Genomic DNA, 13,534 nt, shown 5'->3' on the forward strand with positions numbered 1-13,534 from the left:
CTTTTTGCCGTCAGCGCTTGTCCAGTTACGCTCCCTTCCTTTCCCTCCGGAGGGGGAAAGGTGGCGCGGCGCAGCAGCGACGGATTGGGGGAACCACCTGCCAGTTCCCTGGGGCTGATCAGCCCCGCCAGTCAGCCATTCTCGGCCCGTCGCGTGACTTCTTGAACGGCACAATCCGATTCAAACCCGCCCCGTAAGCCTTTGGAAAATCGTCATATTGGCGGCGCCCCCGTCAGGGCCCGGTCACCAGGGCAAAGGCGAGCTTGATGAGATTGCCGTCCTGGCCGAATTCGACGCGGTCGAAATCCCGGCTGGCGAGCACCCGCGCCTTCGATATGGCGTCAAGGCGCGTGACCACCTCGGCTCTGGCCCTGGTACATCTGCTGTCGTCGGCGATCGTCAGGCCGTCGATCGCCGCCTCGACGTCGTGGACCATCTGGATCATGGTGGCGCCGTGCACCTTCTCATGCGCCGTGACGCCTGCGATGAAGCTGTCCCAGCTCTTCTGAACCGCGGCCGGCAACGGACCCGACGGCTTGGGCAAAGTGTAGGTGATGACGAGCTTCGGCTTGCCCGACGCCACAACGCAGTCCTTGCCCCTTGGCTTGTAGTCCCGCCCGCTCCAGGTCAGCTTGAAATTGGTGTAGGCAATGGTGCGCGTCTTGGCGCCGCGGATCAGCGGGCCGTTTTCGCCGATCGAGCGATAGAGCTCTTGCCCGGTCCGGCCGGAAATGGCGTAGGGCTCGATCCGCTCGACTGGCTTCCATTCGGCATGCGCAGCAAGCGGCAAGGCCAGCAAGGCCGCCACCAGGAGATACAGGCGCACGCAGTGTCTCAACACTCTCTCCGCGAAACAGGGCGATCTTGGCCGACAGGGCCATGCCACAGGGCCGATTTTCCTATAGGCTGCCGCCGGGTTCTGCAAATGTGGGAGGGGAAGTCATGAGAATAAACCACCTTGCTATCGCCGGTGCGATGGCGGTGTTACTGGCGGCGTCGCCGTCTTTTGCCGCGTCGTGCAGCGGCTGGAGCGCCAAGATGGAGGATGACGAGGGCGGCAAGGTGCTGACCGCCTCGGTCTGCGGCGGGCCCAAAGGCGATGCGTATCTGATGCTGACCTGCTTCGACAATCCGGTGTTGAGCTATGACCTTGGGGCGGCCGGCGGGCAAGGGGAGCCCGACGCCAGCGGCTCCTTCGACTTCAAGGCGGATGGCAAGACTGTCAGCAAGACGCTGCGGCTGGAGGAGATGTACAATTACTATGTGGCCGATCTGGCCAAGGCCGATCCGCTGCTCGACCTGCTGCGCGGGAAAGGCGATGTGTCGGTCGGCTCGGCCAAATATGGGCAGGCCAGATTCCCCTTGAAGGGCTCGAGAGGGGCGATCGGCAAGGTGCTGGCGCAGTGCGGCAAGGCCAGGCCGGCGGATGGCGATTGAGAGACGAACTGGAGTTGGCAGTAGCGCGCCTTCCCTTCTCCCCTTGCGGGAGAAGGTGGCCTCGCGAAGCGAGGTCGGATGACGGGTGTTCCACGGAATGCCGACGCCTCACTCCGCTGGAACACCCCTCAACCGTCTCGGCGCTGCGCGCCGATCCACCTTCTCCCGCAAGGGGAGAAGGGAAGGCGCCCCTTGTTGCCACCGCCCCCGTTGCCAAGAACTTGTAGCCGTTCCGCCCGGCGGCGACTGGCGTATACCGCAACACCCTCAGGCCCTATTCAAATCGCCAGGCAAAGCGGATATAGGTCAGCTAGGTTGACCTATATCAACGTCCGGGGAGGCGTGCGTGACCCTTATGAACCTGCTGGCTTCGCGCTCGTCGCGCATGAAAGCCTCCGAAATCCGCGAACTCCTGAAGCTGCTCGACAAGCCGGACATCATCTCGTTCGCCGGCGGCATCCCCGACCAGGCGCTGTTTCCGGCGGAAGCTATCCGGGATGCCTATGCCGATGTGCTGGGCGGCGGCGGAGCCGGCGCAGCGCTGCAATATCAGGTTTCGGAAGGGTTCCTGCCGTTGCGGCGCTGGCTCGCCGGCCAGATGGGCAAGCTCGGCGTCGCATGCGACGAGGCCAATATCTTCATCACCTCAGGGTCGCAGCAGGCTCTGGATTATCTCGGCAAGCTGTTCCTGTCGCCGGGCGACACGGCGCTGGTGACCTGGCCGACCTATCTCGGCGCATTGCAGGCTTTCAATGCCTATGAGCCGCGCTACGACCGGCTGCGGCCGGAAGGCGGCAACATGACCCCCGACGCCTATCGCGCCGCCGCGGCTTCCAAGGGCGGAAAGGTCAAGTTCGCCTATCTGGTGCCGGATTTCGCCAATCCGACCGGGGAGACGCTGAACCGCGAGCAGCGCGAACAGGTGCTCGACCTTGCCGGCGAACTCGACATCGCAATCATCGAGGATGCCGCCTACCGCGCTCTTCGCTATGACGGCCAGGGCGAGCCGCCGATCCTGGCCCTCGACTGTGCCCGTTCCGGCGGCATCGACAAAGCGCGCACGCTCTATTCCGGCTCGTTCTCGAAGATCGTTTCGCCGGGCATGCGCGTCGGCTGGGTCTGCGCGCCGCGCCATATCGTGGAAAAGCTGGTGCTGATGAAACAGGCGTCCGACCTGCACAGCCCGTCGATCAACCAGGTGGTGATGCACCGCGTGGCCGAATCCGTATTCGACGCCCAGGTGGACAAGCTGATCGACGCCTATCGCCAGCGCCGCGACGGTCTGCTCGCCGCGCTCGAGGCCAACATGCCAGAGGGTGTGACCTGGAGCCGCCCCGACGGCGGCATGTTCGTCTGGGTCACGCTGCCGGACGGGACCGATGCCACCGAATTGCTGGCACGCTCGGTGAAGGAAGCACGCGTTGCCTTCGTGCCCGGCAACGCGTTTTACGCCGATGGAACCGGGCGCAATACGCTGCGGCTGTCCTTCACACTTGCCGACCGTCGGGCCGTCACCGAGGGCATACCGCGGCTGGCGGCGCTGCTGAAGGGGTGAGGGGTTGGGGGGCGTGCCTACGCCTCGACACCCATCAGCTGCTGCAGACTGGCAAGCCTGGCTCGCGCCAGCTTGCGCGCCGTTCGCGCGTGCCCGTCTTCGCCGCTTTCAACGACGAAGACAAGCGTGCGAAAGTCCAGCATGAAGTCGTCGATGGCGGCCTGGATCGGTTCCGACGCGCCCTTCAGCTTGCGCGTCAAGGCCGACGCGGCTTCCACATCGTCTGCGCCGGCGCTGTCGACCAGGCTTTCGAGCTTCTGAAAAACGTCCAATCCATATCTCCCGTCCGGCCACGAAACCTGTCTTGGCGCGGAAAGTTCCAGAAACGCTGGAACCAGTTGGTCGGATCTGCGTTCTTGCCCCGTCTGACCCCCCGCAGACAGCCGAAAGCCCCAGCTTGGCTTTCCAAAGGCCCGCCGGCCCCCTCCGGCGGGCTCTTTGTTATGCGGCCGGCGGACAGCTGCGACGGGTGATCTCCGCGTCGCGGCGCGAGACAGGGTCTGTCAGCAGCCTCAAGCCTTGGCCATCCGCTGGCATTGACGGCTCCCCATCGATGCGTAGATTTGCCGCCTGCTTGGAGGAACGCGCATGGAAGCCCAGGAATTGTATCGCGGCCGGCTCATCGACCACATCCATTTGGTTGTAAAGGACCTGCGGGCCAGCCGGCGTTTCTACGAGGCGGTGTTGGGCGCGCTCGACGTGCCGATCGGTGGCGAGGGGGATGATTACTTCTGGTGCGACGAACTCTTCGTCTCCAGCGCCGACAGCCAGGCGGCGCTCGGCAAGCTCACCGGCCGACATCATCTTGCCTTCCAGGCCAGGGACCACGCCATGGTCGAAGCCTTCTACAAGGCGGGGCTGGCCGGCGGCGGCAAGGACAATGGCGCGCCGGGCGAGCGCTCCTATCATCCCGGCTATTACGCGGCCTTCCTGCTCGATCCCGACGGCAACAATATCGAGGCCGTCCATCACGGTCCCCACACGCGCAGCGCCGCTTCGGTGAAGATCACGTTCTAAACTAACCGGCTTCCCATCGCCGCCTGTCCGCGTATACGGGACCGGATCAAGTCGCCCGAGGAGTCGGATGGGATCCTTGCCCGAAGCGGTGCCGTTTTTCAGCCAGTGGGAAACGCCCGGCATGACCATGGACGTGCTCGCCGAAGGCGCTGAGGCGCTCAGGCGGGATCCGCTATGGCAGGGGTCCGGCGCCCGGACGCTGGACGAATATGCGCTCTGGGCCGGCAACATCTGCGGCATGGCTTGCCTGAAGATGATCCTGGCGACGCGCGGCGAGATCGTGCCGACGATCGAACTGGCCAGGCGATGCACGGGATATGGCGGCTACGTGGTCAATGATGGCGCGATCAAGGGACTGATCTACGCGCCTTTCGTCAGCTTCGTGCGGGAGGCCTTCGGGCTGCGGGCTGAGGTGATGACCAATGTCGCGACGGCGGAGATACCGGCGATCCTGGGGCGCTCGCGCTTCTTCATCGCTTCGGTCAGCAGCTGGATCCGCTGGCCGGACCGCGAGCCGCCCGCCAAGGGCGGCCATCTGGTGCTGGTGACGGCGGCGTCCGAACAGGATTTCCGCTTCCACAATCCGTCCGGCCATACCAGCGCCACACAGGCAAACGCACAGTTGGCGCCATCCGATTTCGATCGTTTCTTTGCCAATCGCGGCATTGCCGTCAGCATTTGATCTTGAGGGGTTTTCATGAAGAGCAGGGTTGCCATTCTCTATGGTGGGCGTTCGGCCGAGCATGACGTGTCGCGCCTGTCTGCGGCCAATGTGCTGACGGCTATCGACCGGGCGCGCTACGACATCGTGCCGATCGCGATTTCGCGGACCGGCAGATGGTTGCTGCAGGACCAGCCCATGGCCGCCGGCGACGGGGCAGGGGCTTCGGTTTCCGAGAATGGCATCGAGGTCGCCCTGCTGCCCGGCGGCAGGGGCAGACTGGTGGCGGTCACAAATGGCGGCGGCCGGCCCGACCTGCCGCCGGTCGATGTCGTGTTCCCGGTTCTGCATGGCCCGTTCGGCGAGGACGGATCGGTGCAGGGCTACGCGGAAGTCGCCGATGTCGCCTATGTCGGATGCGGCATCCTGGCCTCGGCTGCGGCCATGGACAAGGACGTCGCCAAGCGGCTGCTGCGCGAGGCAGGGATTCCCGTCGCCCGCTCCATCACCTTGCTGCGAGGCGATGCCGGTTCCTTCCAGGAGATCGCCGGCGCGCTCGGCCTGCCCTTCTTCGCCAAGCCGGCGCGCCAGGGCTCGTCTTTCGGGGTCAGCAAGGTGAATGACCGCGACGGTTTCGATGAGGCCGTCGCCACAGCGTTCCGCTATGACGGCAAGGTTTTGATCGAGGAGTTCGTCGAAGGCCGCGAAATCGAATGTTCGGTGCTGCAGCGCGCCGACGGGTCGATGACCGTGTCGCCGCCCGGCGAGATCATCCCGGCCGGCAAGCATGGCTTCTATACGTACGAGGCCAAATATCTCGATGCCGAGGGCGCCATGGTCAAGGTGCCGGCCGACATTCCGGCCGAGGTCGCCGACAGGGCCAGGGAGATGGCGGGCCAGGCCTTCCAGGCGCTGGGCTGCGAGGCGATGGCGCGCGTCGACTTCTTCCTGCGCCCGGATGGCGGCCTGCTGCTCAACGAGGTGAACACGCTTCCCGGCTTCACCGACATTTCGATGTATGCCAAGGCGCTGGCGGCGATCGGCATCGGCTATGGCGAGATCATCGACGCCCTTATAGAACATGCGCTGGCCAGGCACGCGGCGCGCTGATCGAGCGCCCTCTGGCCATCAACGCGGCGCGCTGATCGAGGGCCCACTGGCCGGCAACGCGGCGCGCTGATCGAGCGCGCCGGGGAACATTATCGCATGCCTGGACTTGATGGTGGCCAGCGGGTCACTGCCGGCATAGGATGGATGCCGGCTCATTATATCCGATCATGGCGCCTGGCAGGGGGAGACACCACATGGCGGCCAATCGCCGAAACGGCACGGCAGCGCCGGCTCTGGAGGACATGCTGTCCTCCGCTTCCCATCCGCGGACAACCCTGCCCAATGTGGCAACCATCGTCACGACCGTGGCGGCGCTCTATTTCGGGCGCGAGGTGTTCCTGCCGATCGCCATCGCGCTGCTGCTGACATTCGCGCTGGCACCGCTTGTGTCGGGGCTCAAGCGCATCGGCATCCCCCGGATCGCCGCTGTCATTGCCAGCGTGGTGGGCGCTTTCGCGGCGCTCGCCCTGTTCAGCTTCGTCGTCGCCACGCAGGTCAGCGAACTGGCGCAGAACATCCCCATCTATCAGACCAACATCCTGACCAAGATTCGCTCGCTCAAGGAAACCGGCGTCGGGGGCGGCATCGTCTCAAGGCTGAGCGCCGTGATCGAGCGTGTCGGCCAGGAGATCGACCGGCAGGACGCTTCGCTGCCGGCCGCCACGCCGGACAAGCCGCCGCGCGATCCGGTGCCAGTCGAGATCGTCGCGCGTGAAAAACCGCTCGAAGTCCTGCAGAACATAGTCGGCCCGCTGATCAGCCCGCTGGGATCGGCGGGCCTGATCATCGTCGTCGTCATCTTCATGCTGCTCGAGCGGGAGGATCTGCGCGACCGCTTCATCCGGCTGGTCGGCTATGGCGACCTGCACCGCACCACGGAGGCGCTCCGGGATGCCGGCAAGCGCGTCGGCCGCTACCTGCTGATGCAGCTGGTGGTCAACATCGTCTATGCCATCCCCATCGCTGCCGGACTTTGGATCCTCGGCATCCCCAATGCGCTGCTGTGGGGGTTGCTGGCGCTGGCGCTGCGTTTCGTTCCCTATATCGGCCCGGCCATCGGCATGCTGTTGCCGCTGTTCCTGGCCTTGGCAGTGGCGCCCGGCTGGTCGCTGCTTCTGTGGACCGCGGCGCTGTTCGTGATGATGGAACTGATCACCGGCAATGTCATCGAACCCTGGCTCTATGGTTCGCGCACCGGCCTGTCGCCCCTGGCGATCATCGTCGCGGCCATCTTCTGGACCTGGCTGTGGGGGCCGCTCGGGCTAATCCTGTCGACGCCGCTCACCGTGTGCCTTGTGGTGCTGGGCAGGCATGTGCCGCAGTTTGAATTCCTCGACGTGTTGTTCGGCAACGAGCCCGTACTTGAACCCCATGCGCGGCTCTACCAACGGCTACTGGCCGGGGATCCCGACGAGGCGACCGACCACGCCGAGGAGATACTGGAGGAAAAATACCTGGTCGAATTCTACCACAAGGTGGCCATTCCCGCGCTGTTGCTGGGCGAACGCGATCGGGCGCGCGGCGTGATGGGCGACGTGCAAAGACGACAGGTGGCGGCGAGCGCGCTGACGCTCGTGGCCAATCTCGACGAGGATGCCAGGGAGGAAGCGGACGATGAGGAGGATACGGTGGTCACCAGCGAGGCCGACGCGGATGACGATGGCGCCGCCGAGGAACAGGTGGACCTGCCTGACGGCGCCGGCCTGTCGGTGCTTTGCGCCGGCGGGCGTGGGGAACTCGACGACGCCGCCGCCGCGATGCTGGCCCAGGTGCTGCAGGTCCAGGGGGCGACGGCGGCGACAGCCGGTTTCGCCGACATGGAACCTTCGAGCATCCGCAACCTCGACTTGGCGGGCATCGACACAGTCGTTGTCGGCTTCCTCAACCGCGATTCCGTCAAGCATGCACGGTTTCTGGTTCGCCGGCTCAAGAGAGCGAAGCCCTCACTGCGCGTCGGGATCGTGTTCTGGTCGGAGGACGGCACCGGCGACAAGGAAGCAGCGGTAAAGCTGGAGGAGGACCTCAACGCGGATTTCGTCGCGCACGGCATGGTGGACGCGGCCGTCGGCGCGCTGTCGCAGGAGCCGGCCGTGGTGCTGAAATTGGCCAAGCGCCGGACACGGCGGCCTCGGGCAGCCGCGCGGAAGGCCTCGGCCGCGGCAGCCACGAGTTAGGACTGTCCTGCGATGGTTCGTGCGGCTCATCCAGGCATCGGGCTCTAAGGATCGGGCGAGTATCGGCGAGCCGACCAATGGGATCGGACGCGCCGAGCTTCACATGTTGGAAGCGACGTCCCGGGTCGAGATCGGCTTGGGCTTGTGCGCCGGCCGTGGCCTTGGCTTGTGCTCGGCATAGGGCTGCTTGACCGCGGAAGCCGCCTTCACGGAATCCGCTTTGCGAGGCGCTTGCGTCTTGCGGCGCTTGAGCCAGTTGGAAGACAGTTCGGCTAGGAGACCGCGCAGTTCTTTCACAGCATCCTCCTCTGGTGGGCGACGGTATAATTCGCAAGGGCGCAACTTGTTCCAGACGTCGCAGCGAGACGTCCCAACGCAGTTCGAGCGATCGTTTTCCGCTACTGGACCGAAGTCGAGTAGGGAGGGTCGGACGGCTTTCTGCCGTCACCGTTGAGCGGGGAATGGTCATGCCCCTCCGGCAGCACATCGAATTCTATGGCGGCGCCTAGAAGCTGCGCTGCCTGCAAAACAAGATGTTCGACGTCCTCGAGAGCGACGTTCTCCGCCAGGTTTCTCAGCCTGATCTGCTCAGCCACAACCGAGATGTTGACGATGCCGGCTGAAGTGAAGGCTGCCTTGACTGACGAACTCACATCCTCGAGCAGCGTCCTGGAATAGTTGTAGCGCATTTGGAAACCTCCCCGTGGGAACGGTTCTTGTCAGGCTGCACCATGCGCCGATCAAACAGCCACAGCAAGTAACTTCCGATTAAATGCGTATATAAATCAATTAGTTAGTATAGTTATCCAAATAAGGCAGAGACGATCGATCAGCTATATGGGGGTGACGCTCAAAGGATGCTTTCGCCGCTCTTGACGTTTTTTGCGCGCCATCCTACCTGTGGGTAGAGTTAGTCAAGTACTCACTCGATCTGTCGAACATTGAGCGAGGAGGCGCGTCTTGGCAGAACTTGAGCGTCCGGAACGATTGCAGATCATGCTGACCGCCGATGAACTGGCGGCACTTGAGAACTGGCGTTTCGACAATCGCATGCCAAGCCGCTCGGCCGCAGTCAGGGAGCTGCTGCGGCGCGGTCTCGCGTCCGAGGGATTCCTGCGAGCCGATCTTGGCGTCAAGTCGCAGGATTATGGAATCCTGCCCCCCGGCCGTACCGACGGCCCCGCCGACGGCGAGGATTGACGTTCATCTCGACATCCATCGACGGAGCTGGTGATATTGAAGCCCAGAAATGGGCTGTCGCTAAAGTATGTTCGACGTCACCTCGACGATGATCGAGGCGCCTTCGGGCGAACTGTTGGTGACATGGACCACCCGCGACACCCGAAGCTCCTGCGTATTCCCGTCGATGGACAGGGCGACGCTCTCGCCAATGCGGGGGACCGCCTGGAAAAGGGCGTCGGCCGCTTCCGGCCGGTTATCGATGGAAATACGGCAGCTGACGGTCATAAGTGGTCTCCTGTGTCTGACGCTCGACAACGCAGGCTGCGGGAAATGGTTTCAGGCGGTGACGGTGCAAAACCGGCGTATCGGCCAACAGCTCCAAGGCTGGTTCCCGCTCAAGGGCTCGAACCTCGATTCACGCCTTCAAAGGGCGCTGTCCTACCATTAGACGAAGCGGGAATGCTTGCCAGACGAACACCCCTAGCTGGTTCGCGCGGCGGGATCAACGCGGGTCCGCATAAAGAGGTCGTCTCGTCGCGTGTCCGCGCTCAGTTGGGGAAGTTGTTGACGGGCTCCTGGCAACGGTAGACCGGGCAGCTCCCGTCACGCGTCGGGACGTAGGCCGACATCGGCACTTCCGGCCAATCGCATTCATTGCCGAACTGACGGACATACCGGTCGTAAGTGTTAGGGCCGGTGGTCACCACCACGGCACGGTGCCTTCGGATCAGGTCGCGAAGCTGCTCGCAGCTCATCTTGCGCGTGTCCGGGCGCGCATCGGCGAGACCGGTCGCGGCAAGCAGGACCGCTGCAGTCGTCAGCACTATCCGGCGGAAGGACATATGGCACCTCAAGCGGTTTGTTCACCCGTAGGGTCTGCGTCGGAAACTCGGATCCCGTCCGGCGGTTCCCTCTGAGCAGGGTGCGGCGCGCAACCAATCTTCGAGTAGCGCATTTCCGGGTATGGACAGCAGCAACTCATACGAGACCACACGCCCGTGGCCGGGAAGCGAACCGGGATGGACCAGGTGCTGTTCGTCTTGCGGCAGCCGCGACCATGGCTATGAGGACTGCCCGCAAAGAGCTCCCGTCGACAGTCTGCCGTTCGAGTCTGATGAAGAAACCTCGGACCCGAGCCTTTTCGTACATGGCGGCAATCTTCCCTCTACAGGGATTTCGCGCGTGACCAGCCTTCACAGAACGGACGCTTTGCAACTGGCGACCATCGCTTGATAGGTCCGTGGCCTTGGCGGAATGTGGCGCGGTGATTGCAACCCAATCATAGATCAGGCATTGCTGGGCGCGGCCCGGACTCGTGGTGACGAAGCGGCCGAGCCAGAGTGAAGCGTTGCGAGCCGAGAGGGTTGATGCCGACCCGAGGAAAGCTGGGCATGACCGAAGTCAAGGGCAGCGACGGTCTGACTGAGATCACCGCCGAGACTAGGCTGGCGGCCATTGTCGATTCCTCCTTCGACGCCATCATCAGCAAGGACCTCAACAGCATCATAACCAGCTGGAACGGCGCGGCCGAGCAGATGTTCGGCCACACCGCGCAAGAGGCGATAGGCCAGTCTGTGCTGATGCTAATTCCGGATCATCTGCGGGACGAGGAGGCCGATATTATCGGCCGGGTTCGCAAGGGCCAGGTCGTGGCCAGCTATGAAACCGTGCGGCGCCGCAAGGATGGCAGCATAATCGCCGTGTCGCTGACGGTTTCGCCGATCAGGAACAGGGCGGGCGAGATCATCGGCGCTTCCAAGATCGCGCGCGACATCACCTCGACCAAGGAAAGCGAGCGCCGGATCAGGATCTTGCTGCGAGAGGTGAACCATCGTGTCAAGAACCAGTTCGCCGTGATCCTTTCGATGATCAGGGAGACGAGCAAACGCTCGACCGATCCGCGCGAGTTCGAAGGGCTTGTCCGCTCCCGCATCATGGCGCTGTCGCGGTCGCATGACCTGCTGGTGAATTCGGAATGGGCGGGCGCCAGCCTCTTCGACCTTATCCAGGAGCAGTTGCAGTCGTTCGGCCATGAGGAGCAGGTCTCGCTGTCCGGGCCGCTGCTGACCCTGCAGCCCAACGCGGTGCATAATCTAGGCATGGCCTTCCATGAACTGGGAACGAACTCGTCCAAATATGGCGCGCTGGGCGGCGAAGACGGGCGCATCGAAATCACCTGGCAGATCATCCCGGGCGCTGACGGCCAGCGGGAACTGAATCTCGTCTGGGACGAGACCTCGCCGGCTCAGGCTGAAAGCGCCGAGGACAACACGCGCAAGGGGTTCGGCACGGTCGTCCTGGAACGGGTCGCGCCGCAATCGCTGAACGGCGCGGCTACCATGGAGCGCGGCCCCGGCCATGTTCGCTGGGCGCTGACGGCGCCGCTCGACTCCATCATCGTTCCGCAGATCGGCGTGGAGATCGCGGTGGCGGACGTCAGTCGAGCGTTCAACCCCTGACACCAGCGGCTCGCCTGCGGCGGGCCGATTGTTCCAAGTTGCATCCGCAGCCTCTCTCCTCCAGGAACCGCTCCCCTGTCACCACGTTGTCACAGTCTGGCTTTGGAGGGACATGATGGAACAACTCGTCGAGGAATTCGGCCACCCGACCTACACCTCGTTCCCGGTGATCGCGGCGCGGCTGCTGCTGGCCACGCTCTTTGGCGCGATCATCGGGTTCGAGCGTGAATGGCGCGAACGGCCGGCGGGGCTGCGCACGCATATTCTCGTCTGCGTCGCCGCGGCCACTTTCGGCATCCTGACGATCGAGATCATTCATGCGCCGATGTTTGCGGGCGAATCGATCAGCGTCGACCCGATCCGCGTGGTCGAGGCGGTGACCGCAGGCGTCGCCTTCCTCGCCGCCGGCTCGATCATGTTCTCGCGCGGCGAGGTACATGGGCTGACCACCGGCGCCGGCATGTGGCTGGCCGGTGCCATTGGCGTTGCCTGCGGATTGGGCCTGTGGCAGGTCGCCGGCTTCGGCACGCTGATCGTGCTGATCGTGGCCGGGCTTCTGCATCGGCTCCAGCCCCGGCGCAAAGGTGGCGTGGCGGGCCCAGACGAGGGCGCAAGTCCGGAAACGGCCACCACTCAGGCGGATTAGCGCCCACTCCAGACAAACCTGAAAACCTTTCGCGCCGGCACGCGTTGTGTCTTCAGAGACGCATCTGTCTGGGCTCGTCGTGATGCCACGCTTAGTGGCTCAAGCGGTCGGGCCGGTAAAACGAAAGGAAAGTCGATGAACACGCGCATCATCTTATCCAGCGTTCTGTTGCTGGCGGCGGCGCCTGCAATGGCGCAGACCCAGCCCGACCAGACCCTGCCGCCCTCGCAAAGCACCAACTGCCAAGCGAAGACGGACAGTGAGGGCCAGCAGAAGCCGGCGACCGGCGACAATCTCAGCCAGACGCTGGGCGATTGCGGCGGGGTGCTGAAGCCGCCGGCAACCGGCGATCACGACATGACGGCGCCGGCTCCCGACCAGGGCAAGACGCCGGTGATTAAGCCGGGCGAGGTGCCGCCACAGCCGCCGGCACAATAGTTAATTTTCTGTCCCGGCGCCGCCGGGACCGGAACCTCGCTCCCGGCGAAACGTTTTTGTCAAAACCGATTTCGAAAGGACAGGACCGTGAGAGACATCGCCAGCACCGCCACTTTTGTTGCCTCGATCGCGATCGTCATTGCCTTGATGCTGATGGCGCCGAAGAGCTTTGGATTTGAATCGTCGCACCCCATCGTGCAAGGCGAGGTTTCGGCTCCCTGACCATTGCGAACTTCCAACGAAAAACGGGCGAGGTCTGGACCTCGCCCGTTTTTCTTTGGAGCTTAGCGTCCGAGGATTAGCGGACCAGGATGCCCGCGTGATCGCACAGGGCGGCAAACGCTTCCTGCGCCTGCGCGGCGGTGGCCTTGCCATCGAGGGCGGCCTGCACCTGTTCGCGCGCGGCCTGGTAGAACGGCCCACGCCTGGCTTGCGGCCAGTCGATCAGGATCTCGTTAGCATCATGTATTGTCACGACATCGCGGATCGTGTCCGAGCCGGCCGGCTTGATCCGTATCGGCGCCGTGAGCATCAGAGCGGCCATTGGATTACTCGGTTACTGGAGGAAGTGAGCTTCGCGTGCGGCATCGATCATGGCCCGCATCGCCTTCTCGGGCGGCGTCCAGCCATCCAGCGCGTCGCGGCAGCTGCGGAGCGCCGCACGGTAGCGTCTGCCCTGGCCCGCAGGCCAGTCGCCCAGACATTCAAGGCCTTCCCAGGCACTGCGCACGATGCGCTCGCGCTCCGGAGCGAATTTCAGCCTGATCGGTCGAGGAAACATCTTGTCGTTCAAAGCTAACGTCTCCATCCACTGCGAAGCGTCTGGTAACGTCAGTCGGCATGAAGCGGTTCCAG

Annotated in this window: 20 protein-coding genes and 1 tRNA gene; 11 read left to right on the forward strand and 10 right to left on the reverse strand. The window is 64.0% G+C overall.

Annotation, left to right across the window (positions count from 1 at the left end; all coding sequences use genetic code 11):
• Positions 1–232 precede the first annotated feature (232 nt).
• Positions 233–826, reverse strand: a complete 594-nt coding sequence (locus tag LB513_RS08020; protein WP_224662945.1) for a DUF922 domain-containing Zn-dependent protease — start codon at positions 824–826, stop codon at positions 233–235.
• Between the two features lie 116 nt (positions 827–942).
• On the opposite strand from LB513_RS08020, the gene LB513_RS08025 reads away from it, so the two are divergent.
• Both LB513_RS08025 and LB513_RS08030 read left to right on the forward strand, forming a co-directional pair.
• Complete coding sequence (locus tag LB513_RS08025; RefSeq protein WP_224662946.1) at positions 943–1,437, forward strand: hypothetical protein; 495 nt, start codon at positions 943–945, stop codon at positions 1,435–1,437.
• A 355-nt stretch (positions 1,438–1,792) separates the two neighbouring features.
• The gene (locus LB513_RS08030) at positions 1,793–2,992 is read left to right on the forward strand and encodes a PLP-dependent aminotransferase family protein (RefSeq protein ID WP_224663339.1); all 1,200 of its coding nucleotides are present in this window, start codon (positions 1,793–1,795) and stop codon (positions 2,990–2,992) included.
• A gap of 17 nt (positions 2,993–3,009) precedes the next feature.
• Here the strand turns inward: LB513_RS08030 and LB513_RS08035 are convergent, their stop codons facing one another.
• Entirely contained in the window at positions 3,010–3,264 is a 255-nt protein-coding gene (locus tag LB513_RS08035; RefSeq protein WP_224662947.1) for a hypothetical protein, read from the reverse strand.
• A gap of 316 nt (positions 3,265–3,580) precedes the next feature.
• Here LB513_RS08035 and LB513_RS08040 point away from each other — a divergent pair, with 316 nt between their 5' ends.
• The 3 genes from LB513_RS08040 to LB513_RS08050 all read left to right on the forward strand — a co-directional run bounded on the left by LB513_RS08040 (position 3,581) and on the right by LB513_RS08050 (position 5,780).
• Entirely contained in the window at positions 3,581–4,009 is a 429-nt protein-coding gene (locus tag LB513_RS08040; RefSeq protein WP_224662948.1) for a VOC family protein, read from the forward strand.
• Positions 4,010–4,076: 67 nt separating this feature from the next.
• On the forward strand, positions 4,077–4,691 hold the full coding sequence (locus tag LB513_RS08045) for a C39 family peptidase (RefSeq protein ID WP_224662949.1): 615 nt from the start codon (positions 4,077–4,079) through the stop codon (positions 4,689–4,691).
• A 15-nt stretch (positions 4,692–4,706) separates the two neighbouring features.
• A complete protein-coding gene (locus LB513_RS08050; protein WP_224662950.1) occupies positions 4,707–5,780 on the forward strand; it encodes a D-alanine--D-alanine ligase family protein in 1,074 nt (357 codons plus the stop codon).
• A gap of 18 nt (positions 5,781–5,798) precedes the next feature.
• Here LB513_RS08050 and LB513_RS08055 read toward each other — a convergent pair whose 3' ends face one another.
• Positions 5,799–5,936, reverse strand: a complete 138-nt coding sequence (locus LB513_RS08055; protein ID WP_224662951.1) for a hypothetical protein — start codon at positions 5,934–5,936, stop codon at positions 5,799–5,801.
• Positions 5,937–5,974: 38 nt separating this feature from the next.
• Between LB513_RS08055 and LB513_RS08060 the strand changes: the two genes are divergently transcribed.
• Complete coding sequence (locus LB513_RS08060) at positions 5,975–7,954, forward strand: AI-2E family transporter (RefSeq protein ID WP_224662952.1); 1,980 nt, start codon at positions 5,975–5,977, stop codon at positions 7,952–7,954.
• Between the two features lie 99 nt (positions 7,955–8,053).
• On the opposite strand, the gene LB513_RS08065 is transcribed toward LB513_RS08060, so the two are convergent.
• Both LB513_RS08065 and LB513_RS08070 read right to left on the reverse strand, forming a co-directional pair.
• Positions 8,054–8,251, reverse strand: a complete 198-nt coding sequence (locus tag LB513_RS08065; protein WP_224662953.1) for a hypothetical protein — start codon at positions 8,249–8,251, stop codon at positions 8,054–8,056.
• Between the two features lie 101 nt (positions 8,252–8,352).
• Positions 8,353–8,643, reverse strand: coding sequence for a hypothetical protein (locus tag LB513_RS08070; RefSeq protein ID WP_224662954.1), 291 nt, complete (start codon positions 8,641–8,643; stop codon positions 8,353–8,355).
• Positions 8,644–8,914: 271 nt separating this feature from the next.
• Between LB513_RS08070 and LB513_RS08075 the strand changes: the two genes are divergently transcribed.
• On the forward strand, positions 8,915–9,154 hold the full coding sequence (locus tag LB513_RS08075; RefSeq protein WP_224662955.1) for a hypothetical protein: 240 nt from the start codon (positions 8,915–8,917) through the stop codon (positions 9,152–9,154).
• Between the two features lie 60 nt (positions 9,155–9,214).
• On the opposite strand, the gene LB513_RS08080 is transcribed toward LB513_RS08075, so the two are convergent.
• The 3 genes from LB513_RS08080 to LB513_RS08090 form a co-directional block, all read right to left on the reverse strand.
• Positions 9,215–9,421: a hypothetical protein gene (locus LB513_RS08080; protein WP_224662956.1), complete on the reverse strand. Its 207-nt coding sequence runs from the start codon at positions 9,419–9,421 to the stop codon at positions 9,215–9,217.
• A gap of 100 nt (positions 9,422–9,521) precedes the next feature.
• A tRNA-Gln gene (locus LB513_RS08085) sits at positions 9,522–9,595 on the reverse strand.
• An 89-nt stretch (positions 9,596–9,684) separates the two neighbouring features.
• A complete protein-coding gene (locus LB513_RS08090) occupies positions 9,685–9,978 on the reverse strand; it encodes a hypothetical protein (protein WP_224662957.1) in 294 nt (97 codons plus the stop codon).
• 549 nt (positions 9,979–10,527) lie between these two features.
• Here LB513_RS08090 and LB513_RS08095 point away from each other — a divergent pair.
• The 4 genes from LB513_RS08095 (at position 10,528) to LB513_RS25160 (ending at position 12,901) form a co-directional block, all read left to right on the forward strand.
• Positions 10,528–11,595: a sensor histidine kinase gene (locus LB513_RS08095; protein WP_224662958.1), complete on the forward strand. Its 1,068-nt coding sequence runs from the start codon at positions 10,528–10,530 to the stop codon at positions 11,593–11,595.
• Positions 11,596–11,710: 115 nt separating this feature from the next.
• Positions 11,711–12,241 (forward strand): MgtC/SapB family protein, encoded by a 531-nt coding sequence (locus LB513_RS08100; protein WP_224663340.1) that lies wholly within the window; start codon positions 11,711–11,713, stop codon positions 12,239–12,241.
• Between the two features lie 135 nt (positions 12,242–12,376).
• Positions 12,377–12,679 (forward strand): hypothetical protein, encoded by a 303-nt coding sequence (locus LB513_RS08105; RefSeq protein WP_224662959.1) that lies wholly within the window; start codon positions 12,377–12,379, stop codon positions 12,677–12,679.
• An 87-nt stretch (positions 12,680–12,766) separates the two neighbouring features.
• Entirely contained in the window at positions 12,767–12,901 is a 135-nt protein-coding gene (locus tag LB513_RS25160) for a hypothetical protein (RefSeq protein ID WP_263482021.1), read from the forward strand.
• Between the two features lie 76 nt (positions 12,902–12,977).
• On the opposite strand, the gene LB513_RS08110 is transcribed toward LB513_RS25160, so the two are convergent.
• Positions 12,978–13,223: a DUF982 domain-containing protein gene (locus LB513_RS08110; RefSeq protein WP_224662960.1), complete on the reverse strand. Its 246-nt coding sequence runs from the start codon at positions 13,221–13,223 to the stop codon at positions 12,978–12,980.
• Between the two features lie 12 nt (positions 13,224–13,235).
• A complete protein-coding gene (locus LB513_RS08115; protein ID WP_224662961.1) occupies positions 13,236–13,472 on the reverse strand; it encodes a DUF982 domain-containing protein in 237 nt (78 codons plus the stop codon).
• Between the last annotated feature and the right edge of the window lie 62 nt (positions 13,473–13,534).

The sequence above is a fragment of the Mesorhizobium sp. ES1-1 genome (assembly GCF_020164785.1).
In the GTDB taxonomy this organism is placed as follows: Bacteria; Pseudomonadota; Alphaproteobacteria; order Rhizobiales; family Rhizobiaceae; genus Mesorhizobium.

Coding starts and splice junctions, on each gene's coding strand:
- LB513_RS08025 (WP_224662946.1), top strand. CDS start 943: ATGAGAATAAACCACCTTGCTATCGCCGGTGCGATGGCGGTGTTACTG.
- LB513_RS08030 (WP_224663339.1), top strand. CDS start 1,793: ATGAACCTGCTGGCTTCGCGCTCGTCGCGCATGAAAGCCTCCGAAATC.
- LB513_RS08040 (WP_224662948.1), top strand. CDS start 3,581: ATGGAAGCCCAGGAATTGTATCGCGGCCGGCTCATCGACCACATCCAT.
- LB513_RS08045 (WP_224662949.1), top strand. CDS start 4,077: ATGGGATCCTTGCCCGAAGCGGTGCCGTTTTTCAGCCAGTGGGAAACG.
- LB513_RS08050 (WP_224662950.1), top strand. CDS start 4,707: ATGAAGAGCAGGGTTGCCATTCTCTATGGTGGGCGTTCGGCCGAGCAT.
- LB513_RS08055 (WP_224662951.1), bottom strand. CDS start 5,936: ATGAGCCGGCATCCATCCTATGCCGGCAGTGACCCGCTGGCCACCATC.
- LB513_RS08060 (WP_224662952.1), top strand. CDS start 5,975: ATGGCGGCCAATCGCCGAAACGGCACGGCAGCGCCGGCTCTGGAGGAC.
- LB513_RS08070 (WP_224662954.1), bottom strand. CDS start 8,643: ATGCGCTACAACTATTCCAGGACGCTGCTCGAGGATGTGAGTTCGTCA.
- LB513_RS08080 (WP_224662956.1), bottom strand. CDS start 9,421: ATGACCGTCAGCTGCCGTATTTCCATCGATAACCGGCCGGAAGCGGCC.
- LB513_RS08090 (WP_224662957.1), bottom strand. CDS start 9,978: ATGTCCTTCCGCCGGATAGTGCTGACGACTGCAGCGGTCCTGCTTGCC.
- LB513_RS08095 (WP_224662958.1), top strand. CDS start 10,528: ATGACCGAAGTCAAGGGCAGCGACGGTCTGACTGAGATCACCGCCGAG.
- LB513_RS08100 (WP_224663340.1), top strand. CDS start 11,711: ATGGAACAACTCGTCGAGGAATTCGGCCACCCGACCTACACCTCGTTC.
- LB513_RS08105 (WP_224662959.1), top strand. CDS start 12,377: ATGAACACGCGCATCATCTTATCCAGCGTTCTGTTGCTGGCGGCGGCG.
- LB513_RS08110 (WP_224662960.1), bottom strand. CDS start 13,223: ATGGCCGCTCTGATGCTCACGGCGCCGATACGGATCAAGCCGGCCGGC.